The 20,912-nt window shown below is 72.8% G+C and carries 19 protein-coding genes; 15 read left to right on the top strand and 4 right to left on the bottom strand.

Translation table 11 applies throughout. The annotated features are described in order from the left end of the window. Positions 1-89: 89 nt before the first annotated feature. Genes EIZ62_RS17440 through EIZ62_RS17430 form a run of 3 tightly spaced genes read right to left on the bottom strand, consistent with a single transcriptional unit; the run spans position 90 to position 2,424 of the window. Positions 90-1,349, bottom strand: coding sequence for a hypothetical protein (locus EIZ62_RS17440; protein WP_156693577.1), 1,260 nt, complete (start codon positions 1,347-1,349; stop codon positions 90-92). Beyond that, positions 1,285-1,539 (bottom strand): MoaD/ThiS family protein, encoded by a 255-nt coding sequence (locus EIZ62_RS17435; protein ID WP_156693576.1) that lies wholly within the window; start codon positions 1,537-1,539, stop codon positions 1,285-1,287. Before EIZ62_RS17435 ends, EIZ62_RS17440 begins: the two co-directional genes overlap by 65 nt. Before the next feature lie 42 nt (positions 1,540-1,581). Then, positions 1,582-2,424: an alpha/beta hydrolase family protein gene (locus tag EIZ62_RS17430; protein ID WP_156693575.1), complete on the bottom strand. Its 843-nt coding sequence runs from the start codon at positions 2,422-2,424 to the stop codon at positions 1,582-1,584. 239 nt (positions 2,425-2,663) lie between these two features. Here EIZ62_RS17430 and EIZ62_RS17425 point away from each other — a divergent pair, with 239 nt between their 5' ends. From EIZ62_RS17425 to EIZ62_RS17405, 5 genes are all read left to right on the top strand, one after another. After that, positions 2,664-3,458, top strand: coding sequence for a winged helix-turn-helix transcriptional regulator (locus EIZ62_RS17425; protein WP_156693574.1), 795 nt, complete (start codon positions 2,664-2,666; stop codon positions 3,456-3,458). 24 nt (positions 3,459-3,482) lie between these two features. Continuing rightward, complete coding sequence (locus tag EIZ62_RS17420) at positions 3,483-4,511, top strand: LacI family DNA-binding transcriptional regulator (protein WP_156693573.1); 1,029 nt, start codon at positions 3,483-3,485, stop codon at positions 4,509-4,511. A gap of 122 nt (positions 4,512-4,633) precedes the next feature. Then, the gene (locus EIZ62_RS17415) at positions 4,634-5,629 is read left to right on the top strand and encodes a S1C family serine protease (protein ID WP_156693572.1); all 996 of its coding nucleotides are present in this window, start codon (positions 4,634-4,636) and stop codon (positions 5,627-5,629) included. A 19-nt stretch (positions 5,630-5,648) separates the two neighbouring features. Then, positions 5,649-6,374, top strand: coding sequence for a response regulator transcription factor (locus EIZ62_RS17410; RefSeq protein WP_156693571.1), 726 nt, complete (start codon positions 5,649-5,651; stop codon positions 6,372-6,374). Continuing rightward, a complete protein-coding gene (locus tag EIZ62_RS17405; RefSeq protein WP_156693570.1) occupies positions 6,371-7,801 on the top strand; it encodes a HAMP domain-containing sensor histidine kinase in 1,431 nt (476 codons plus the stop codon). Before EIZ62_RS17410 ends, EIZ62_RS17405 begins: the two co-directional genes overlap by 4 nt. Before the next feature lie 73 nt (positions 7,802-7,874). Here EIZ62_RS17405 and EIZ62_RS17400 read toward each other — a convergent pair whose 3' ends face one another. Then, on the bottom strand, positions 7,875-9,683 hold the full coding sequence (locus EIZ62_RS17400) for a bifunctional metallophosphatase/5'-nucleotidase (RefSeq protein WP_156693569.1): 1,809 nt from the start codon (positions 9,681-9,683) through the stop codon (positions 7,875-7,877). A gap of 121 nt (positions 9,684-9,804) precedes the next feature. On the opposite strand from EIZ62_RS17400, the gene mshD reads away from it, so the two are divergent. The 10 genes from mshD to pstA all read left to right on the top strand — a co-directional run bounded on the left by mshD (position 9,805) and on the right by pstA (position 20,898). Next, a complete protein-coding gene (mshD, locus tag EIZ62_RS17395) occupies positions 9,805-10,743 on the top strand; it encodes a mycothiol synthase (RefSeq protein ID WP_156693568.1) in 939 nt (312 codons plus the stop codon). 104 nt (positions 10,744-10,847) lie between these two features. Beyond that, the gene (locus tag EIZ62_RS17390) at positions 10,848-11,234 is read left to right on the top strand and encodes a GntR family transcriptional regulator (RefSeq protein ID WP_156696454.1); all 387 of its coding nucleotides are present in this window, start codon (positions 10,848-10,850) and stop codon (positions 11,232-11,234) included. Next, entirely contained in the window at positions 11,231-12,124 is an 894-nt protein-coding gene (locus EIZ62_RS17385) for an ABC transporter ATP-binding protein (protein ID WP_156693567.1), read from the top strand. The genes EIZ62_RS17390 and EIZ62_RS17385 overlap by 4 nt, the downstream gene beginning before the upstream one ends. Further along, positions 12,121-13,095, top strand: a complete 975-nt coding sequence (locus EIZ62_RS17380; protein ID WP_244375751.1) for an ABC transporter permease — start codon at positions 12,121-12,123, stop codon at positions 13,093-13,095. Before EIZ62_RS17385 ends, EIZ62_RS17380 begins: the two co-directional genes overlap by 4 nt. 174 nt (positions 13,096-13,269) lie before the next feature. After that, entirely contained in the window at positions 13,270-15,495 is a 2,226-nt protein-coding gene (locus tag EIZ62_RS17375; protein WP_156693566.1) for an RNA degradosome polyphosphate kinase, read from the top strand. Continuing rightward, on the top strand, positions 15,482-16,423 hold the full coding sequence (locus tag EIZ62_RS32160; protein WP_208827961.1) for a CHAD domain-containing protein: 942 nt from the start codon (positions 15,482-15,484) through the stop codon (positions 16,421-16,423). The genes EIZ62_RS17375 and EIZ62_RS32160 overlap by 14 nt, the downstream gene beginning before the upstream one ends. Continuing rightward, positions 16,420-16,812 (top strand): NUDIX hydrolase, encoded by a 393-nt coding sequence (locus EIZ62_RS32155; RefSeq protein ID WP_341873950.1) that lies wholly within the window; start codon positions 16,420-16,422, stop codon positions 16,810-16,812. Before EIZ62_RS32160 ends, EIZ62_RS32155 begins: the two co-directional genes overlap by 4 nt. 776 nt (positions 16,813-17,588) lie before the next feature. Further along, positions 17,589-18,719: a phosphate ABC transporter substrate-binding protein PstS gene (gene pstS / locus EIZ62_RS17365; protein WP_156693565.1), complete on the top strand. Its 1,131-nt coding sequence runs from the start codon at positions 17,589-17,591 to the stop codon at positions 18,717-18,719. 110 nt (positions 18,720-18,829) lie between these two features. Then, positions 18,830-19,819: a phosphate ABC transporter permease subunit PstC gene (gene pstC / locus EIZ62_RS17360; protein WP_156693564.1), complete on the top strand. Its 990-nt coding sequence runs from the start codon at positions 18,830-18,832 to the stop codon at positions 19,817-19,819. Next, entirely contained in the window at positions 19,819-20,898 is a 1,080-nt protein-coding gene (gene pstA, locus EIZ62_RS17355; protein WP_156693563.1) for a phosphate ABC transporter permease PstA, read from the top strand. The genes pstC and pstA overlap by 1 nt, the downstream gene beginning before the upstream one ends. Positions 20,899-20,912: the final 14 nt, after the last annotated feature.

The following is a 20,912-nucleotide window of genomic DNA, read 5'->3' as shown; positions in this document are numbered from 1 at the left end:
AAGCTACTCGTTGGTTCCCCTTCCCCCGCAAGCCCCCTGCCAGGCCCGCGTCCGCGGGCCCGCGTCCCGGGCCCCGCGTCCCGGCCCGCTCAGGTCAGCGCACGCCCCAGCACGTACACCGCGGGCGCGGCGACGGCGAGCGGCAGCGCCACCCCGGCCGTCATGTGGACGAACTTCGACGGGTAGTCGTAGGCGGCGACCCGGTGACCGACCAGCGCGCACACGCCCGCGCCCAGCCCCAGCAGCGCGCCCTGCGCGCCCACGCCGGTCATCCCGCCCGCGGCGACGCCCGCACCGGCCGCGGCCAGCAGCGCCACCACGAGCGACACGGCCCCCGGCAGGGGCAGGGCGCGGGCCACGACCGTGACGGCGACCGCGAGACCGCCCACGATCACCGCGTCGGAGGCGGCGGCCAGGTGCCCGGCCGCGACGACGGCGAGTGCGGACGAGGCGACGGTGGCCATCAGGCCGTACTGCCGCTCGTCGGAGCCCGCGTGGCTGCGCAGCTGGAGGACCAGCACGAGGAGCACCCACACGCCGAGCGTGCCGAGCATCGCGGCCGGCGCGTGCTCCTTGCCGACGGCGAGCAGCACCGCGTCGGCGGTCAGGCCGCCCGCGAAGGCGAGCGCGATGCCCTGGCGGGCGGGCCACATGCCGTTGAGCCGGAACCAGCCGGCGGCGGTGACGGCCTGGAGCAGGACCAGCGGGACCAGCAGAGCGTACGGCCCGAGGGCGGCGCCGGCCGCGAGGAGGCCGCCGAGGGCGGCGGTGAGCACGGCGGGCTGCATGCCCGGGTCGATGATCGGCGAACGGCCCTCGGCGCGGGCCCGCTGCGCGTCGGTCAGCCGGACGTGCCCCGAGGTGGTGGGCGCCCCGTACCCCGGCCCGGCGGCGGGCGCGGCGGGAGGCGCGGGGGGCTCCGGGGCCGGGGCGACCGGCCGCAGGTGTGTGGTCGGCGGGTCGTACGGGGCCGCGTCGTAGGGGACCTCGGGGGGCAGCGGATACGAGCCGTGGCCCGTGGCGTCCCGCACCGGCAGGTGCGCGGTCTCGGCGGCGGCCACCGGGCCGCCGCCCTGCGCCTCGTACCCCTGCGCCTCGTACCCCTGCGGCTCGTACCCCTGCGGCTGGTACTCCTGCGGCTGCTGGTACCCGTGCTGGACGGCCGGCTGGTACTGCGTGTCCCAGGTCTGGCCCTCCCACGTCTGCGCGACGTCCGGGTCCGCGTCCGGGCTCGGGTACCCGGGTCCGTACGGGTACTGCTGATCGCTGCTCATGCTGTGGGGTTCACCCTCCTGCGAACGGCGGGAGCACCTCGACCGTGCCGCCCTCGGCCAGCCGTACGGTCTCATGGCTCCGGGTCCCGACGGGGTCGCCGTCGACCAGGAACGAACACCTCTGGAGTACCCGGACCAGCTCACCCGGGTGCCGCTCGCGCACGGCGTCCAGCGCCTGAGCCAGGTTCTCCGCGGCGTACGGCTCCTCGGCGGTCCCGGCGGCGGCCTTGGCCGCGGCCCAGTAGCGGATCGTCCCCGCTGGCATAGCGGCACCCCTTTCGTCGGCCTCGTCGGCATCCATCATGAGCTATGGCACGGACAGCCAGTCCGCGATCCGGGCGAGCAGGGCGTCGTCCGCCGCGTTCTCGGCATGGCCCATGCCCTCCTCCAGCCACAGTTCGGCCGGGCCGGCGGCGGCCAGCATCCTCGGGTGGTCGACCGGGAAGTACGGGTCGCTGTCCCCGTGCACGATCAGCAGCGGCACCGGGGCGATCAGCGGCACCGCCTCCACCGGCGACATCGGCACCGGGTCCCAGTCCCGGTCGTGGATCCGGGTCCGCAGCCCGTAACGCCCCACCAGCCGCCCGGCGGGCCGGGTGATCACCCAGTGCACCCGCCGCATCGGAGCCGTACCCCGGTAGTACCAGCGCGCCGGGGCGCTCACCGCGACCACCGCGTCCGTCCGCTCCCGGGCGACGTCCTTGTGGAGCGCCGCGTGCCGCAGCACCACCGAGCCGCCCATGGAGAACCCGACCGTCGCCACGCGCGCGTACCCCAGCTCACGGGCCCAGCGCACCGCCGCCGCCAGGTCCAGCACCTCGCGGTCGCCGACCGTGGACCGCCCGCCGGACCCGCCGTGGCCCCGGAAGGAGAAGGTCACCACCCCGGCCCGCCGCCCGAACGCCCGTGCCGCCCGCCGCACCGCCGGCCGGTCGACCGAGCCCGTGAAGCCGTGGGCGACGACGATCGCGGTGTCCGTGGCGCCGCCAGCCGCGCCCGCGGTGCCGGGTGCCGCGAGCGGCGTGTGGACCGCCTCGATGGGCACCCCGTCGGAGGCACGGAGGGATGTACGGATGGTGGCCCGCCGAGGTCCCGGAGTGACCGAGGAGACATCCACGATGTGAAATGCGTCCTCTTTCTCGGATCTCATGTGGGCTATTCTGCTGGGCAGAGGATCCGGGCAACGCAGCCCCCGGATCCTTTTGTGTTTTTCGCCCGTTGTAACAGGCAGGTGAACAAGGGCTCTCACGGCGCGGGGAGCCTCGCAAGAAGCAGTCGAAGCAGTCGAAGCAGTGCCGCAGCGTCCTCGCAGGGACCGAGGAGGAACCGACGTATGGGCCGGCGAACCGTGCACGACCACAGGACCACGCTCCGGACACGGGGGGCGCGATGAGTTCCCTGTTGCTCCTGACCAATGCCCTCCAGCCGTCGACGGAGGTGCTCCCCGCCCTCGGACTGCTGCTCCACAACGTGCGGGTGGCCCCCGCCGAGGGCCCCGCCCTCGTGGACACCCCCGGGGCCGACGTGATCCTCGTCGACGGGCGCCGCGACCTGCCGCAGGTGCGGTCGCTGTGCCAGCTGCTGCGGTCCACCGGACCGGGCTGCCCGCTGATCCTCGTCGTCACCGAGGGTGGTCTCGCGGCCGTCACCGCCGACTGGGGCATCGACGACGTACTGCTGGACACGGCCGGCCCGGCCGAGGTCGAGGCACGGCTGCGGCTGGCCACGGGCCGCCAGCAGATCACCGCCGACGACCTCCCCATGGAGATCCGCAACGGCGACCTGTCGGTCGACGAGGCGACGTACAGCGCCAAGCTCAAGGGCCGGGTCCTGGACCTGACCTTCAAGGAGTTCGAGCTGCTCAAGTACCTCGCCCAGCACCCCGGCCGGGTCTTCACCCGCGCCCAGCTCCTCCAGGAGGTGTGGGGCTACGACTACTTCGGCGGTACGCGCACGGTCGACGTCCACGTACGGCGGCTGCGCGCCAAGCTGGGCCCCGAGCACGAGTCCCTGATCGGCACGGTGCGCAACGTCGGCTACCGCTTCGTGACGCCCGAGAAGGCGGAGCGCGCCGCCGACGAGGCCCGTACGAAAGAGGCGAAGGCGGCCAAGGCGGCCGCCGTCACCCGTGCGGAGGACACCGGAGCGGCGGAGGAAGCCGCCGTACGACCTGCCCAGAGGTAGGTCACCCCGCGTAGACTGCCGCGCGTGGCCAAGGTGACGCGGGACGATGTGGCACGACTGGCGGGGACATCCACCGCGGTCGTGAGCTATGTCATCAACAACGGACCCCGGCCGGTCGCCCCGGCCACGCGCGAGCGGGTACTCGCCGCGATCAAGCAGCTCGGGTACCGGCCCGACCGGGTCGCGCAGGCCATGGCCTCGCGCCGCACCGACCTCATAGGCATGATCGTCCCCGACGCCCGGCAGCCGTTCTTCGCCGAGATGGCGCACGCGGTCGAGAGGGCCGCCGCCGACCGCGGGAAAATGGTCCTCGTCGGCAACTCCGACTACCGCGACGAGCGCGAGATCCACTACCTGCGGGCGTTCCTCGGGATGCGGGTCGCCGGACTGATCCTGGTCAGCCAGGGCATGAGCGAGCGGGCCGCCCAGGAGATCGAGGCGTGGGACGCGCGCGTAGTGCTGCTCCACGAGCGGCCCGAGGCCCTCGACGACGTCGCGGTCGTCACCGACGACATCGGCGGCGCCCAGCTCGCCACCCGGCACCTCCTGGAACACGGGCACGAGTACGTGGCCTGCCTCGGCGGCGTCGAGAACACCCCCGCCGTCGGCGACCCCGTCGCCGACCACGAGGAGGGCTGGCGCCGCGCCATGCTGGAGTCGGGCCGCTCCGTCGAGGGCCGGCTCTTCCAGGCCCCCTACAACCGCTACGACGCCTACCAGGTGGCGCTGAAGATCCTGGCCGGCCCCGACCGCCCCCCGGCGATCTTCTGTTCCACCGACGACCAGGCGATCGGCGTGCTCCGCGCGGCCCGCGAGCTGCGCCTCGACGTGCCGGGCGACCTCGCGGTCGCGGGCTTCGACGACGTCAAGGAGGCCGCGCTGACCGACCCGCCGCTGACGACCATCTCGTCCGACCGCCCGGCCATGGCCCGGGCGGCGGTGGACCTGGTCCTCGACGACGGGCTGCGGGTGGCGGGGTCGCGCCGGGAGCGCGTCAAGCAGTTCCCCTCGGCGCTGATAGTGCGCCGGTCCTGCGGCTGCGACGGCCAGTAGCGACGGCACCCGGCCCCACGGGCGCCCGCCCGGCGGGTCCTTATCCCGGGCGTACACGACTTTTCCCCTACTCTCAGGGCGTCCTCAGACGGCTCTCATGCACGCCCCCGAGAGTCGTCCCCATGACGGACTACTCCCAGGGTGACCCGCGGCAGTCGGCCTCCCACGCGGCCCCCCATTCGGCCTACCCGCCGCCGCCCGCATACCCGCCCGCGTCCCCGCCCGCCGCGCACCGCCGCCCCCGGCGCCCGGTCGCGCTGATCGTCGCGGTCGCGGTCGCCGCCGCCCTCGTCGGCGGAGGCGCCTCGGCGCTCGTCCGGGAACTCACCGGCGACCGGACGGCACCGGCCGGCGGCAACGGCGTGACCGGGACGAACGTGTCCCGCTCCGGCACCGGCACCGTCGCGGGGGTCGCCCGGGCGGTGTCCCCGAGCATCGTGGAGATCAGCGCCACCACCGGCAACGGCAAGTCCACCGGCTCCGGCGTGATCATCACCGCCGACGGTGAGATCGTCACCAACAACCACGTCGTCGCGGGCGCCTCCGAGGTCACGGTCCGGCTCAGCGACGGCAAGACGTACACCGCCGAGGTCGTCGGCACCGACCCCGGCAAGGACCTGGCGCTGATCAAGCTCCGGGGCGCGTCCGGCCTCAAGGCCGCCACCCTCGGCGACTCCGGCACGGTGCGGGTCGGCGACGAGGTCGTCGCCATCGGATCACCGGAAGGCCTGACCGGCACCGTCACCAGCGGGATCGTGTCCGCGCTCGACCGCGACGTCACCGTCTCGAAGGAGGAGGACCGCGGGCAGCGGCAGCAGGCCGACCCCGACCAGGGCTGGCCCTTCGAGTACGGTGGCCAGCGGTTCAACGGCGACACGGGCGACTCCAGGACCACGTACAAGGCCATCCAGACCGACGCCTCGCTCAACCCCGGCAACTCCGGCGGCGCGCTCATCAACATGAACGGCGAGATCATCGGCATCAACTCCGCCATGTACTCCCCGAGCTCCGCCACCGGCTCCACCGCCGGCAGCGTCGGCCTCGGCTTCGCCATCCCGATCGACACCGTCAAGGCCGACCTCGACGCCCTCCGCTCCGGATCCGGGGCCGCGTCCTGACGCGTGCGACGCTGAGCCCATGAACACCACCGCTGACGCCGATCGCATCCTGATCGTCGACGACGAACCCGCCGTGCGCGAGGCCCTCCGCCGCAGCCTCGCCTTCGAGGGATACGGGACGGACGTCGCCGTCGACGGTGCCGACGCGCTCGCGAAGATGGCCGCGCACGCCCCCGACCTCGTCGTCCTCGACGTCCAGATGCCCCGTATGGACGGCCTGACCGCCGCCCGCCGCATCCGCGCCGGCGGCTCGACCGTCCCCATCCTGATGCTCACCGCCCGCGACACCGTCGGCGACCGGGTCACCGGACTGGACGCGGGCGCCGACGACTACCTGGTGAAACCGTTCGAACTGGACGAACTGTTCGCCCGCATCCGGGCGCTGCTGCGGCGCAGCTCGTACGCGGCCGCCTCGGGCGGCGAGCCCCCCGAGGGCGACGCGCTGGTCTTCGGCGACCTGCGCATGGACCTGGCGACGCGAGAGGTGACGCGCGGCGGGCGGCCGGTGGAGCTGACCCGTACCGAGTTCACGCTCCTGGAGATGTTCCTGTCGCACCCGCGCCAGGTGCTGACGCGGGAACAGATCCTGAAGGCGGTGTGGGGCTTCGACTTCGAGCCCAGCTCCAACTCCCTGGACGTGTACGTGATGTACCTGCGACGCAAGACCGAGGCGGCCGGCGAACCGCGCCTGGTGCACACCGTGCGGGGCGTCGGCTACGTGCTGCGCGGCGGGGCCGCCGAATGACCGGACCCGTCCGCCGCTTCCGCGCGCTGCCGCTGCGCTCCCGGCTCGCCCTGCTCACGGCGACGGCGGTCGCGGTGGCGGTGGCGGCGGTGTCGGTGGCGTGCTGGCTGCTGACGCGGTCGGAGCTGCGGAACGAACTGGACACGTCGCTGCGGGGCATGTCCGTGCAGGAGGGCTACCTCGCGCTGACGGCGCAGGGCTGCCGGCAGTCCGGCCCGGCGACGGGGGCGAGCACGGCACCGGGCACGGTGTACGTGCAGATCGTGCAGGCGGACGGGACGAGGTGCGTCGGGCCGGGCTCGACGCCGGTCGTCGTCGAGCCGTCGGACACGGCGGTCGCCGCGCGGCTGCGCGGGGAGTCGCTGCACGACGGGGCCACCGACAGCGGCCAGCCCGTCCGGGTCCTGACCGTCACCGACCGGTCGGGCTTCACCGTCTCGATCTCCCGCCCGCTGGCGGAGGTCGACGGGGCCCTGAACCAGCTCGCCCTGGTACTCACCGCCCTCGCCGGGATCGGCGTCGTCGGCGCGGGCGCGGCCGGGCTGTGGGTGGCGCGGACCGGGCTCAAGCCGGTGGACCGGCTGACCGGGGCCGTGGAGCACGTGGCGCGCACCGAGGACCTGACGGTGCGGATCCCCGTCGAGGGCGAGGACGAGATCGCCCGCCTGTCGCTCTCGTTCAACGCGATGACCGCCGCGCTCGCCTCCTCCCGCGACCGGCAGGCGCAGCTGATCGCCGACGCGGGGCACGAGCTGCGCACCCCGCTGACGTCGCTGCGGACGAACGTCGAACTGCTGGCGCGCAGCGAGGACACCGGCCGGGCCATCCCGCCCGAGGACCGGCGGGCCCTGATGGCGTCGGTGAAGGCGCAGATGACGGAACTGGCGGCGCTGATCGGCGACTTGCAGGAGCTGTCCCGGCCGGACGCGGCGGCACCCGGGCGCCTGGAGGTGGTCGCCCTGCACGACGTGCTCGGCACGGCCCTGTCCCGGGCGCGGCTGCGGGGGCCCGAGCTGGCCTTCGCGGCGGACGACGTACGGCCCTGGTACGTGCGGGCGGAACCGGCCGCGCTGGAGCGGGCGGTGGTGAACGTCCTGGACAACGCGGTGAAGTTCTCGGCGCCCGGCGGCACGGTGGAGGTGGCGCTGGTGGACGGCGAGCTGTCCGTGCGGGACCACGGGCCGGGCATCGCGCCCGAGGAGCTGCCCCACGTCTTCGAACGGTTCTGGAGGTCACCGTCGGCGCGCGGCCTGCCCGGGTCGGGGCTCGGGCTGTCGATCGTGGCGCGGACGGTACGGCAGGCGGGCGGCGAGGTGACGCTCAGGGCCGCGGAGGGCGGCGGCACGCGGGCGGTGATCCGGCTGCCGGGCGCGCCGACCCCGCCCCCGCCCGCGCCGGGCTCGCCCGCGCCGGGCCCAGCGGCCTGAGACCCCCCGGACACGGGCGCGGGGCGGCGGAACCGGGTCACCGGTCCACCGCCCCGCGCGTACCGCGTGCGTGTTACTGGACGACCGTGATCCGGTCGGCCTTCGGCGGCGCGATCGGCGCGGTCGCCGACGAGTTGGCCGCCAGGTAGGCGTTGAACAGGTCCAGGTCGGACGCGCCGACCAGCTTGTTCTTGCCCTGTGCGAGGGCCGGGAAGCCGTCGCCGCCGCCCGCGAGGAACTCGTTCATCGCGACGCGGTAGGACTTCGCCGGGTCGATCGGCTCACCGTTCAGCTTCACCGAGCCGGTCACCACCCGGGCCGCGCCCGTCTTGGTCATGTCGAGCGTGTAGGTGAAGCCCTTCGAGACCTGGAGGATCTTCGGGGAGGCCTCGTTGGAGCCGCTGACCTGCTGCTGGAGCGCGGCGACGAGCTGCGCGCCGGTCAGGTCGACGACGTTCATCATGTTGGTGAACGGCTGCACGGTGAACGCCTCGCCGTACGTCACCACCCCGTCGCCCTCGGCGCCGGACGCCTTGAACACCAGGTCCGAGCGGATGCCGCCCGGGTTCATCAGCGCGATCTGCGCGCCGCCCTTGTCGGCGGGCGCGAGCCCGGCGAGCTGCGCGTCGGCGATCAGGTCGCCGAGCGGCTTCTCGTGCGCGGTCGAGCCGCGGCCGTTGATGTCGGCGGAGATGAAGCCCTGCGGCTTGCCGGCGATCGGCGCGGCGAGCGTGTTCCACCGCTGGATCAGCGAGGTCATGTCGGCGGCCTTGGGCACGTCACGGGACACGACGTGGTTGGCCGACTCCACCGACGTGCGGACGATGTCCTTGGTGCGGCGGTCGTACGTCAGCGTGGTGTCCGTGTACAGCTTGCCGAAGGAGGACGCCGAGGTGACCATGCGCGGCTTGCCGGACGGGTCCGGGACGGTGCACACGTACGCCTGGTGGGTGTGGCCGGTGACCAGCGCGTCGACCTGCGGGCTGAGCTTCTTCGCGATGTCGACGACCGGGCCGGAGATGCCGTCGCCGGCGCCCGGGCTGTCGCAGTCGTAGTTGTACGAGGTCGAGGCGGGCGCGCCGCCCTCGTGGATCAGGGCGACGATCGACTTGACGCCCTTGCGCTCCAGGACCTTCGTGTACTTGTTGATCGTCTCGACCTCGTCGCCGAACTGCAGGCCCTTGACGCCCTCGGCGGTGACGATGTTCGGCGTTCCCTCCAGGGTCACGCCGATGAAACCGATCTTGACGCCCTTGCGCTCCCAGACGAAGTACGGGTCGAGGATCGGGCGGCCGGTCTTCTCGTCCGTCACGTTGGCGGCGAGGTACGGGAACTTCGCGCCGCGGAACTTCTTGCCCTTCTCGTAGCAGCCGCCCGTCGGGTGGCAGCCGCCGTTCTGCATCCGGGCGAGTTCCTTGGCGCCCTCGTCGAACTCGTGGTTGCCGACGGACGTCACGTCGAGCTTGAGCTTGTTCAGCGCCTCGATGGTGGGCTCGTCGTGGAAGAGGCCCGACATCAGCGGCGAGCCGCCGATCATGTCGCCCGCGGCGGCGGTCACCGAGTAGGGGTTGCCCTTGCGGGCGGTGCGCAGGTGGGTGGCGAGGTACTCGACACCGCCCGCGTCGATCTTCTCGGTCGTGCCGTCCGGGTTGGTGCGGGTGACCTGTCCGGACGAGCCGGCCGGCGGCTCCAGGTTGCCGTGCAGGTCGTTGAAGGAGAGCAGCTGCACGTCGACGGTGCGGCCGTGGTGGCGGGCCTGGCTCTCGCCGCGGTCGTCGGCGCCGGCGGGCAGGGCCGCCACCAGCGCGCCGACGGTGGCCAGTCCGGCGGCGGTGGCGAGTATCCGCCGGCCCGCACGGTTCTTCTTCGGTGTCGCTGACATCTGTCCCCTCGTGGTCAACAAGTCGTGTACAGCCCAGCGCAGCCTAGGGTCAACGCGCGTAGCGCAACAGGGGTCGGCAGGTTACAAGAGGGTTGCTCGCCGCCGCCGTAGGCTCGTACGCATGACGACTGACGCCCCCGTACCGGCCCTTGAGCCCGGCCGCCGTATCGAAACCCTCGACGAGCTCACCCACGAGCAGGCCCAGGACGTCCTCGCCCTCCTCGCCGACGCCGCCCGTACCGACGGGATGCAGGCCGTCTCCGAACAGGGCAGGCTGCAGCTGCGCGGCGGCCGGCGCGAAGGGGTGTCGCACCTGCTGCTCACCGTCCGCGGCGATCTCGTCGGGTACGCCCAGCTCGAGGACACCGACCCCGTCGAGGCGCCGGCCGCCGAGCTGGTCGTCCACCCCTCGCACCGGGGGCGCGGCCACGGCCGGGCGCTCGGCTCCGCGCTGCTCGCCGCCTCGGGCAAGCGGCTGCGCGTGTGGGCGCACGGCGGCAAGTCGGCCGCCCGCCACCTGTCCCAGGTGCTGGGGCTGACCCTGTTCCGCGAGCTGCGGCAGATGCGCCGGCCGCTGGACGCCCCGCTGGACCTCCCCGAGCCGGTGCTGCCGCCCGGCATCGCCGTCCGCACGTTCGTGCCCGGCCAGGACGACACGGCCTGGCTGGCCGTCAACGCCGCCGCGTTCGCGCACCACCCGGAGCAGGGCTCGCTGACCCAGCGGGACCTGGACGACCGGAAGGCGGAGCCGTGGTTCGACCCGAAGGGCTTCTTCCTCGCCGTACGGGAGGCGGACGGCGAGATCGTGGGCTTCCACTGGACGAAGGTGCACGCCGAGGAGCAGCTCGGTGAGGTGTACGTCGTCGGCGTCGGCCCCGACGCCCAGGGCGGCGGCCTCGGCAAGGCGCTCACCGCGATCGGGCTGCGGCACCTGGCGGCGGAGGGCGTACCGACGGCGATGCTCTACGTGGACGCCGACAACACGGCGGCGGTGCGGGTGTACGAGGGGATGGGCTTCACCACGCACGAGGTGGACCTGATGTACCGCTCGGAGACGTGACGCACGACGACTGAGGGCGGGGCGGTCGATCCTCCGGGTTGACACCCCGCCCTCTCTTGCACCACCCTTTCACTACTTGATTGGTGAAAGGGTGGTGCAAGGACGTGGTCGAGTACCGCATCGACCGGCGCAGTGGCGTCGCCACCTACCTCCAGATCGTCCAGCAGACCAAACAGGCCCTCCGCCTCGGCCTGCTGGAACCCGGCGACAAGCTGCCCACGGCCCGCGAGGTCGTCGAAGCCACCGCCATCAACCCGAACACGGTGCTCAAGGCCTACCGCGAACTGGAGCGCGAGGGCCTCGTCGAGGCCCGCCGCGGCCTCGGCACCTTCGTACGGAAGACCCTGGGCAGCGCCCCCGCCGACTCCCCCCTGCGCGGCGAACTCGCCGACTGGGCCACCCGCGCCCGCGCCGCCGGGCTGGAGCGGGACGACGTGACGGCGCTGTTCACCTCCGTACTGGACCAGCTCTACGAGGGGGACGACTCATGACCAGCGCCATGGAGGCCCACGGCCTCGCCAAGCGGTACCGGCGACGGCCCGGCCCAGCACTCCAGGACTGCGCCTTCCGGCTCCCCGCCGGCCGCGTCTGCGCGCTCGTCGGCCCCAACGGCGCCGGCAAGTCCACGCTCCTCGCCCTGGCCGCCGGCCTCCTGCGCCCCACCGCCGGCACGATCCGGATCCTCGGCACCGACCCCGCGTCCGCCCGCGACCGCGTGGCCTACGTCGCCCAGGACAAACCGCTGTACCCCCAGCTCACCATCGCCGAAACGCTCCACATGGGCCGCGAGCTCAACCCCGGCCGCTGGGACGCCGGCACGGCGGAACGCGTCGTCGGCACGCTCGACCACGCGACCCGCGTCCGCGCCCTCTCCGGCGGCCAGCGCACCCGCGTCGCGCTCGCCCTCGCGCTCGGCAAGCGCCCCGAACTCCTCCTGCTCGACGAGCCGATGGCCGACCTCGACCCCCTCGCCCGCCACCAGCTGATGGGCACCCTCATGGCCGACGCCGCCGAGCGCGGCACCACCGTCGTGATGTCGTCGCACATCCTCACCGAACTGGAGGGCGCCTGCGACTTCCTGCTCCTCGTCGACGGCGGCCACATCCGCCTCGGCGGCGGCATCGACGACGTCCTCGCCGCCCACACCCTCGTCACCGGCCCGGTCGGCGACCTCGCCCCGCACACCGTCGTCGAGTCCCGCGTCACCGGCCGCCAGCTCACCGCCCTCGTCCGCCACGACGGCCCCGTCGACCCCACGACCTGGCACACCACGGAACCGTCCCTGGAGGACCTGTTGCTCGCCCACCTCCGCGCCCCGGACGCCCCCGCGCTCCTCACCCCCAGCGCCGCCCCCGCCACCCACGGGACGGTGGCCGCATGAGCGCCCTCGCGCCCCAGGGGCTGACCTGGACCGTACTCCGCGTACACCGCAGGGCGCTGTGGGCGGCGCTCGGCCTGCTCCTCGTCGCGGTCGCCGTGATGCTGGGCTCCCGCTGGTGGGCGGACCACGCGACCCAGGCGCTGCGGGCCCTGGGCTGCGCGACGGACAGCACCGCCGGGCGCTGCTTCCAGCCCGCCCGCGACTACACGGACGCCATCTGGGACGCCCGGCACCTCATCGAATACGCAGCGCTCGGCATCACGGCCCTGCCCGCGGTCGTCGGGGCGTTCGTCGCCGGACCCGTGATCGCCCGAGAGCTGGAGACCGGCACGTACCAGCTGGCGTGGAGCCAGTCCGTCTCCCCCGCCCGCTGGCTGGCGGCCAAGCTCACCGTCCCCCTGACGGTGACCGTCACGGGCACGGCGCTGCTCTCCACGGTCTTCCACTGGTCGTGGTCCACGGGCCCCGCCAGCTCCTTCCCCACCTACTGGTACGAACCCACCATGTACGCCTCGACCGGCGTCGTCCCGGCAGCCTCAGCCGTGCTCGGCATCGCGCTGGGCGCCCTCACCGGCCTGCTGGTACGCCGCACCGTCCTGGCGATGAGCGCGACGGCCCTGGTCACCGGTGCCGTCGCCCTCTTCCTGTCCCAGGTGCGCGCACACCTCTGGCCGGTCAGCACCCTGACCGGCCCCGGCGAACCAGACGTACGGATCTCCCGGACGTGGCGCGTCGACGCGGGCGTCATCGGCCCCTCCGGCGACCGCGTGTCCACGACGGACTGCTACGGGGACCCCTCGGCACTGCCCGCCCTGTGCGGCGCCAAGGACGGCGAAGTGACGCGCTACCTCGACTATCACCCCGCCTCGCACTTCTGGCCCCTCCAGCTCGTCGAGACCGGCATCCTCCTCGCCCTCGCCGCCGTCACCACCGTGCTGGCCTTCCGGATCCTGCGCCGTCACCACGCGTGACCACGGGCCCGGGGGCGGGCGGCCGGGACGGGGGTCCGGCCGCCCGCCCCCAGCACGTCACGTCACCGTTACCGACCATTCAGACAGGCTTGCGACGCTCGCTCAATGAAGCCCGCCGTGTCCGCGGCCCGCTCCGACGCGCTTGACCAGCCCATCGCGCGGAAGAATGGTGCCATGAGCCAGCAGCCCGCCGACGTCCAGGCCCCGCAGCCCCAGCCCTCCGTCGGCTCCATAGCCGCGCACCGGCCGCACACCGTCGCGCACGTCCCCATGTCCGACCTCGCGCGCGACCTCGACGCCGATCTCGACTCGTACGAGGACGACGGCACGGGCGCCGAGCTGCCGGCCGGACGGTTCCTGGACCGCGAACGCAGCTGGCTCGCGTTCAACGAAAGGGTGCTGGAGCTCGCCGAGGACCCGGCGACACCCCTCCTCGAACGAGCGAACTTCCTCGCGATCTTCGCCTCGAACCTCGACGAGTTCTTCATGGTCCGCGTCGCCGGCCTGAAGCGCCGGATCGCCACCGGCGTCGCCACCCGGTCCGCCTCCGGCCTCCAGCCCCGCGAGGTCCTCGACCTCATCTGGACCCGCTCCCGCGAGCTCATGGCCCGGCACGCCGCCTGCTTCCAGCAGGACATCGCCCCCGCCCTGGCCGACGAGGGCATCCACCTCATCCGCTGGCCCGAACTCACCGAGAAGGAACAGGCACGGCTCTTCACCCTGTTCCGCCAGCAGATCTTCCCCGTCCTCACCCCCCTCGCCGTCGACCCCGCGCACCCCTTCCCGTACATCTCCGGCCTCTCCCTCAACCTGGCCGTCGTCGTCCGCAACCCCGTCAGCGGCCACCGCCACTTCGCCCGCGTCAAGGTCCCGCCACTGCTCTCCCGCTTCCTCGAAGCCTCCCCCCAGCGCTACGTCCCCCTCGAGGACGTCATCGCCGCGCACCTGGAGGAGCTGTTCCCGGGCATGGAGGTGCTGGCGCACCACATGTTCCGCGTGACCCGCAACGAGGACCTCGAAGTCGAGGAGGACGACGCCGAGAACCTGCTCCAGGCCCTCGAGAAGGAACTCATGCGGCGCCGCTTCGGCCCGCCGGTACGCCTCGAGGTCGAGGAGTCGATCGACCCGTACGTCCTCGACCTCCTCGTCCGCGAACTCAAGGTGTCCGACGCCGAGGTCTACCCGCTGCCCGGACCGCTCGACCTCACCGGCCTCTTCGGCATCTCCGCCCTCGACCGGCCCGAACTCAAGTACCCCAAGTTCGTCGCCGGCACCCACCGGGACCTCGCCGAGGTCGAATCGGCGTCCGCCCCCGACATCTTCGCCGCCCTGCGCGAACGGGACGTCCTGCTCCACCACCCGTACGACTCCTTCTCCACCTCCGTCCAGGCCTTCCTGGAACAGGCGGCCGGCGACCCCGACGTCCTCGCCATCAAGCAGACCCTCTACCGCACCTCCGGCGACTCCCCGATAGTCGACGCCCTCATCGACGCGGCCGAATCCGGCAAGCAGGTCCTCGTCCTCGTCGAGATCAAGGCCCGCTTCGACGAACAGGCCAACATCAAGTGGGCGCGCAAACTGGAGGAGTCCGGCTGCCACGTCGTCTACGGGCTCGTCGGCCTCAAGACCCACTGCAAGCTCTCGCTCGTCGTCCGCCAGGAGGGCGAGACCCTGCGCCGCTACAGCCACGTCGGCACCGGCAACTACCACCCCAAGACCGCCCGCCTCTACGAGGACCTCGGCCTGCTGACCGCCGACCCCCAGGTCGGCGCGGACCTCTCCGACCTGTTCAACCGGCTGTCCGGCTACTCGCGCCGCGAGACCTACCGCCGCCTCCTCGTCGCCCCCAAGTCCCTCCGCGACGGCCTCGTCTCCCGCATCAACAAGGAGATCGTCCACCACCGCGCGGGACGCCCCGCCCACGTCCGCATCAAGGTCAACTCCCTCGTCGACGAAGCCGTCATCGACGCCTGCTACCGCGCCTCCCAGGCCGGAGTACCCGTCGACATCTGGGTACGCGGCATCTGCGCCGTCCGGCCCGGAGTGACCGGCCTGTCCGAGAACATCCGCGTCCGCTCCATCCTCGGACGGTTCCTCGAACACTCCCGCATCTTCGCCTTCGGCAACGGCGGCGAACCCGAAGTCTGGTTCGGCAGCGCCGACATGATGCACCGCAACCTCGACCGCCGCATAGAGGCACTCGTACGGGTCTCCGACCCCGCCCACCGCGCGGCCCTCAACCACCTGCTGGACACCGGCATGGCCGACACCACCTCCTCCTGGCACCTCGGCCCGGACGGCGACTGGACCCGGCACGCCACCGACCACGACGGCCAGCCGCTGCGGCACGTCCAGGAGATGCTCATCGACGCGCGGAGGCGCCGACGTGCCAAGCCCTGACCACATCCCGGCCGGTTCCGCCGGGGAGGTGCTGTCCCCCTACCTCCACGCCCGGGCCGCGGACTTCCTCCGCAGCCTGCGCCACCACACCGAATGCGGCGCGGACACGGCGAGCGCCGAGGAGGCCGCCCGGGGGCTGCGCGCCGCCGCCCGCCGCATCAGCGGAACCCTGCACACCTACCGTCCCCTGCTGGACGCCGCCTGGGCGGACCACCTGCGCACCGAACTCGCCTGGCTGTCCGGCACCCTGGCCGCCGAACACGCCTGCACCTCACGGCTCGTCCGGCTCGTCGACGCGCTCGCCCGGCTGTCCGGCGGCACCGCGGCCGTCCCCGCGCCGAGGAGCGGCGGATCCGGCGCGGAAGCCCTCGCCATGGGCGCCGCCCGGGCGGGCGCGCTGCTGGAACGGCAGCTCACCCTCGCCAGGACCCGCGCCCACTCCGCCGCCCTCCAGGCGCTGGGCTCCTCCCGGTTCCACGCCGTCGCCGACGCGGTCGCCCTGCTCGCCTCGGACGTCCCGCTGGGCCCGGCCGCCGCCGCGCCGGCCACGGAAGTGCTCGGCCCGCCCGCGGATACCGTCGAACGGCGCCTCCTCGACGCGGTCGCCGCCCTGCCGATGGCCCCCGCCGTGGGCGGCGAACAGCTCGACGGGCCGTGGCACCAGGTGCGGCTCCTGCTGCGGCTGCACCGGTACGCGGGCGAGGTGCGGGGCGCGGAACCCGTGCTGTACGAGGCGGGCCGGGCGCTCGACCGCCACCGGGACGCCGCCGAGGCGGCCACCGCCGCCGCGACCGCCGCGCGCACGCCCCGCATCGCCCCCGCGACCGCGTACGCGCTCGGCGTGCTGCACGCCGACCAGCGCCACGAGGTCGAGTCGGCGCGGTACGCGTTCCACCGGGCCTGGCAGCGTACGGCGGTGACGACGTGATCCGCGCGGCGGGCTGCGTGCTGTGGCGCCGCACGGTGGCGGGCGGCGGGATCGAGCTGGCGGTGATCCACCGCCACAAGCACGCCGACTGGTCGCTGCCCAAGGGCAAGCTGGAGCCGGGTGAGGACGCGCGTCACGCGGCGGTCCGCGAGGTGCGGGAGGAGACCGGGATGACCTGCGCGCTCGGCACCGAACTGCCGACCGCCCGGTACGAGGTCGGCGGCCGCCCCAAGGAGGTCCGCTACTGGGCGGCCGAGGCCACGGGGGGTTCCTTCGTACGCACCCACGAGGTCGACGACCTGCTCTGGCTGGCCCCGGAAGCCGCCGTGGCCCGGCTGTCCTACGACAAGGACAAGGACCTCGTCTCGGCGTTCCTCGCCACGCGCTGACGCGCCCCCGGTGCGGGTCGGTTGCCTGCCGGTGGGTGGTGGGCCGCGGCCCCTCCGGGCTCACCTCCTCGGCGCCGGCGGCCTTGGGTTACGAGACAGCGAGCCGCGTCGTCGCCGCCAGCGCCTGCGGGGGCGACCCTGCACGGCCGCGGCCCGGGTCGTATCCCGGCTGCGGGCCGGATTCACTGCGGGCCGCACTGTGTCGTGTACGGCGCGGAGGGGCCGTGCAGGGTCGCCCCCGCAGGGGATCGGCGGCGCGAAACGGCGAGAAAAGTACAGGGGTGCCCCGCCGACCCCGAGGAGGTGAGCCCGGAGGGGCCCCGACCATACCCACCGGGCGCAACCGAAGAGCTTCCCGGCCGGGAGCGAAGCCACCCGCCCCACACCCACGGGCTACCGCCCGTCCCGGCGCCCGTCCCCCGCCCGGGTGGATCCGGTACCGCCCCGCGTACCGCACGATCCGGCGCACGCCCCCGCGCAACGGCCTGCCGACGGTCCCGTACGCCCCGCAGCACAAGGCCCACGCCCCGCACAAGGGGCACCGCGGGCCGGCGCGGCACGCCGGGACAATGAGCCGCACCGGCCCTCACCGCGGCTTCCGTCACGGTTCACCTGTCGTTCACTCTCCTCCGTCGGCCGCTTCACCTGTTCTGCCTAATTTCGGCAGTGCACGGTGAACGGACCGCTCCGCACGGCGCGCCGCCACCATCACTCCCCGACACACGCCGCCACACGACACGACTCCGGCCGGCGGCTCCTGGAAGGAACACCCGAAAGTGAAGCTTTCGCGCAAGAACGGGCTTCGCGCCACCGCGCTCGGCGCCCTCGCCGTCTCCGGCGCCCTGGTCCTCACGGCGTGTGGTTCGGACGACAACACCGGCGCCTCCGCGGGCGGCAAGAAGACCGGCGCCGCGTCGAACATCAAGTGCGACGACGCCAAGGGCCAGCTGCTGGCCTCCGGCTCCTCCGCGCAGAAGAACGCCATGGACCTGTGGGTCAAGAACTACATGGCCGCCTGCACGGGTGTGGAGATCAACTACAAGTCGTCCTCCTCCGGTGAGGGCATCGTCGCCTTCAACCAGGGCACCGTCGGCTTCGCCGGCTCGGACTCGGCGCTGAAGCCGGACGAGGTCACCGAGTCCAGGAAGATCTGCAAGGGCGGCCAGGGCATCAACCTGCCGATGGTCGGCGGCCCGATCGCCATCGGCTACAACGTGCCCGGTGTGAAGGACCTCGTCCTCGACGCGCCCACGATCGCCAAGATCTTCAACGACAAGATCAAGAAGTGGGACGACCCGGCGATCGCCAAGCTCAACCCGAACGCCAAGCTCCCGAGCACCGCCATCCAGGCCTTCCACCGCTCCGAGGACTCGGGCACCACCCAGAACCTCGGCAAGTACCTGGGCAAGGCCGCCAAGGCGGACTGGCCGTACGAGGCGGAGAAGAAGTGGCCCGCCCCCGGTGGCCAGGCCGCGTCCGGCTCCTCCGGCGTCGCCGCCCAGGTGAAGCAGGCCGAGGGCGCCATCGGCTACTTCGAGCTGAGCTACGCCACCTCGCAGAACATCCCGACCGTCCAGATCGACACGGGTGCCGCCGCCCCGGTCGCGGCCACCTCGGAGAACGCCTCCAAGGCCATCGCCGCCGCCAAGGTGAAGGGCACCGGCAAGGACCTGGCGCTCGACCTGGACTACACGACCAAGGCCGACGGCGCGTACCCGATCGTGCTCGTCACGTACGAGGTCGTCTGCGACAAGGGCAACAAGGCCGAGAGCCTCGGCACGGTGAAGTCCTTCCTGACCTACACCGCCTCCGAGGAGGGCCAGAAGGTCCTCTCCGACGCCGGCTACGCCCCGATCCCGGCCGAGATCAACGCCAAGGTCCGCGAGACGGTCAACGGCCTGTCGTAACCGCGCACACGGGGCCGGCCCGGCCGCTCGCCGGGCCGGCCCCACCCCATCCGGTGCACCGCCGCCAGGGGAGCCGCCACCGCGGCTCTCCCACACAGACCGGAAAGATCATGGCTATAACGACTGACAACGCGCCGGCGCCGCCGGCCGCCAAGAAGCCGGGAAGCGCCGGCACCGGCCGCGCCGGCGACAAAATCTTCCTCGGCCTCTCCCGTGGCTCGGGCATCCTGCTCCTGGTGATCATGGCGTCGATCGCCGTGTTCCTCACCTACCGGGCGTCGCTCGCCCTCTCGGTGAACGAGGGCAACTTCCTCACCACCTTCGACTGGAACCCGGCCGGCGACCCGCCCACCTTCGGCATCGCGGTCCTGCTGTTCGGCACGATCGTCAGCTCGGTCATCGCGATGGTCATCGCGGTCCCGATCGCCGTCGGCATCGCACTGTTCATCTCGCACTACGCGCCCCGCCGGCTGGCCGCGCCCCTCGCGTACGTGGTCGATCTGCTGGCCGCCGTGCCGTCGATCATCTACGGCATCTGGGGCGCCCTGTTCCTCGTCCCGTACTTGGAGGGCCTGAACCTCTGGCTGGACGAGTTCCTGGGGTGGACGTACGTCTTCGAGAAGACCGAGATCGGGGTCGCGCGGTCGCTGTTCACCGTCGGCATCCTGCTGGCGATCATGATCCTGCCGATCGTGACCAGCGTCAGCCGTGAGGTCTTCCTCCAGGTGCCGCGCATGAACGAGGAGGCCGCCCTGGCCCTCGGCGCGACCCGCTGGGAGGTCATCCGCCTCTCGGTGCTGCCCTTCGGCCGCTCCGGCGTCATCTCCGCCTCGATGCTGGGCCTCGGCCGCGCGCTCGGCGAGACGATGGCCGTCGCGACGGTGCTGTCGCCGAGCTTCGTGATCTCGCTGCACCTGCTGAACCCGGGCGGCGGCACGTTCGCCCAGAACATCGCCGCGAAGTTCGACGAGGCCAACGAGCTGGGGCGCGACGCCCTGATCGCCTCCGGCCTGGTGCTCTTCGTCCTCACCCTGCTGGTCAACGGCGCGGCCCGCCTGATCATCGCGCGCCGCAAGGAGTACTCGGGGGCGAACGCCTGATGAGCAACGTGATCCAGGACGCGAAGCCGGCCCAGGTCGTCCCCGGCCCGCGCAAGGGCGGCCTCACCCAGCGCCGCCTGCCGCGCTGGGCGCCGGCCGGCATCGCCGCCGTGTCCGTCGCCCTCGGCATCGGCATCGGTGCCGCCGCCGGCCTGAACAGCCGCATCCAGTGGGGCCTGATCGCGGCGGCCCTGTTCGTCGCCGTCTCGTACACGATGACCTCGGTCGTCGAGAACCGGCGCCAGGCCAAGGACCGGCTCGCCACCAGCGTCGTGTGGGTGTGCTTCGTCCTCGCCGTCGTACCGCTGCTGTCCCTGATCTGGGTGACGGTCAGCCGGGGCGTCGAGGTCCTCGACGGCTACTTCCTGACCCACTCCATGGCCGGTGTCCCCGGTTTCGAGGCCGGCGGCGGTGTCTACCACGCCCTGGTCGGCACGCTTCAGCAGGTCGGCCTCGCCACCCTGGTCTCCGCGCCGATCGGCCTGCTGACGGCCGTGTACCTGGTCGAGTACGGCAAGGGCGCGCTGGCCAAGGCCGTGACGTTCTTCGTCGACGTCATGACGGGCATCCCGTCGATCGTCGCCGGTTTGTTCATCCTCTCCATCATGCTCATCGCGGGCCTGGCGCCCTCCGGCCTGATGGGCGCGCTGGCCCTGGCGATCCTGATGATCCCGGTCGTGGTCCGGTCCACGGAGGAGATGCTGAAGCTCGTCCCCAACGAGCTGCGCGAGGCGGCGCTCGCCCTCGGCGTTCCGAAGTGGCGCGTCATCCTGAAGGTGGTCATCCCGACCGCGGTCGGCGGCATCACCACGGGTGTGATGCTCGCGATCGCCCGTATCGCCGGTGAGACCGCCCCGATCATGCTGCTGGTCTTCGGCAGCCAGCTGATCAACACCAACCCCTTCGAAGGCGCCCAGTCCTCGCTCCCCTTCTACATCTGGGAGCAGTACAGGGTCGGCAGTGAGGCGTCGTACGACCGCGCCTGGGCCGCCGCCCTCGTCCTGATCGTCTTCGTCATGATCCTCAACCTGGTCGCCCGCGGCATCGCCCGCTGGAAGGCCCCGAAGACCGGCCGCTAAGGCCACCTGGAAGT

The sequence above is a fragment of the Streptomyces ficellus genome, from assembly GCF_009739905.1.
Classification (GTDB): Bacteria; Actinomycetota; Actinomycetes; order Streptomycetales; family Streptomycetaceae; genus Streptomyces; species Streptomyces ficellus_A.
This window is presented reverse-complemented; position numbering and strand designations above follow the sequence as displayed.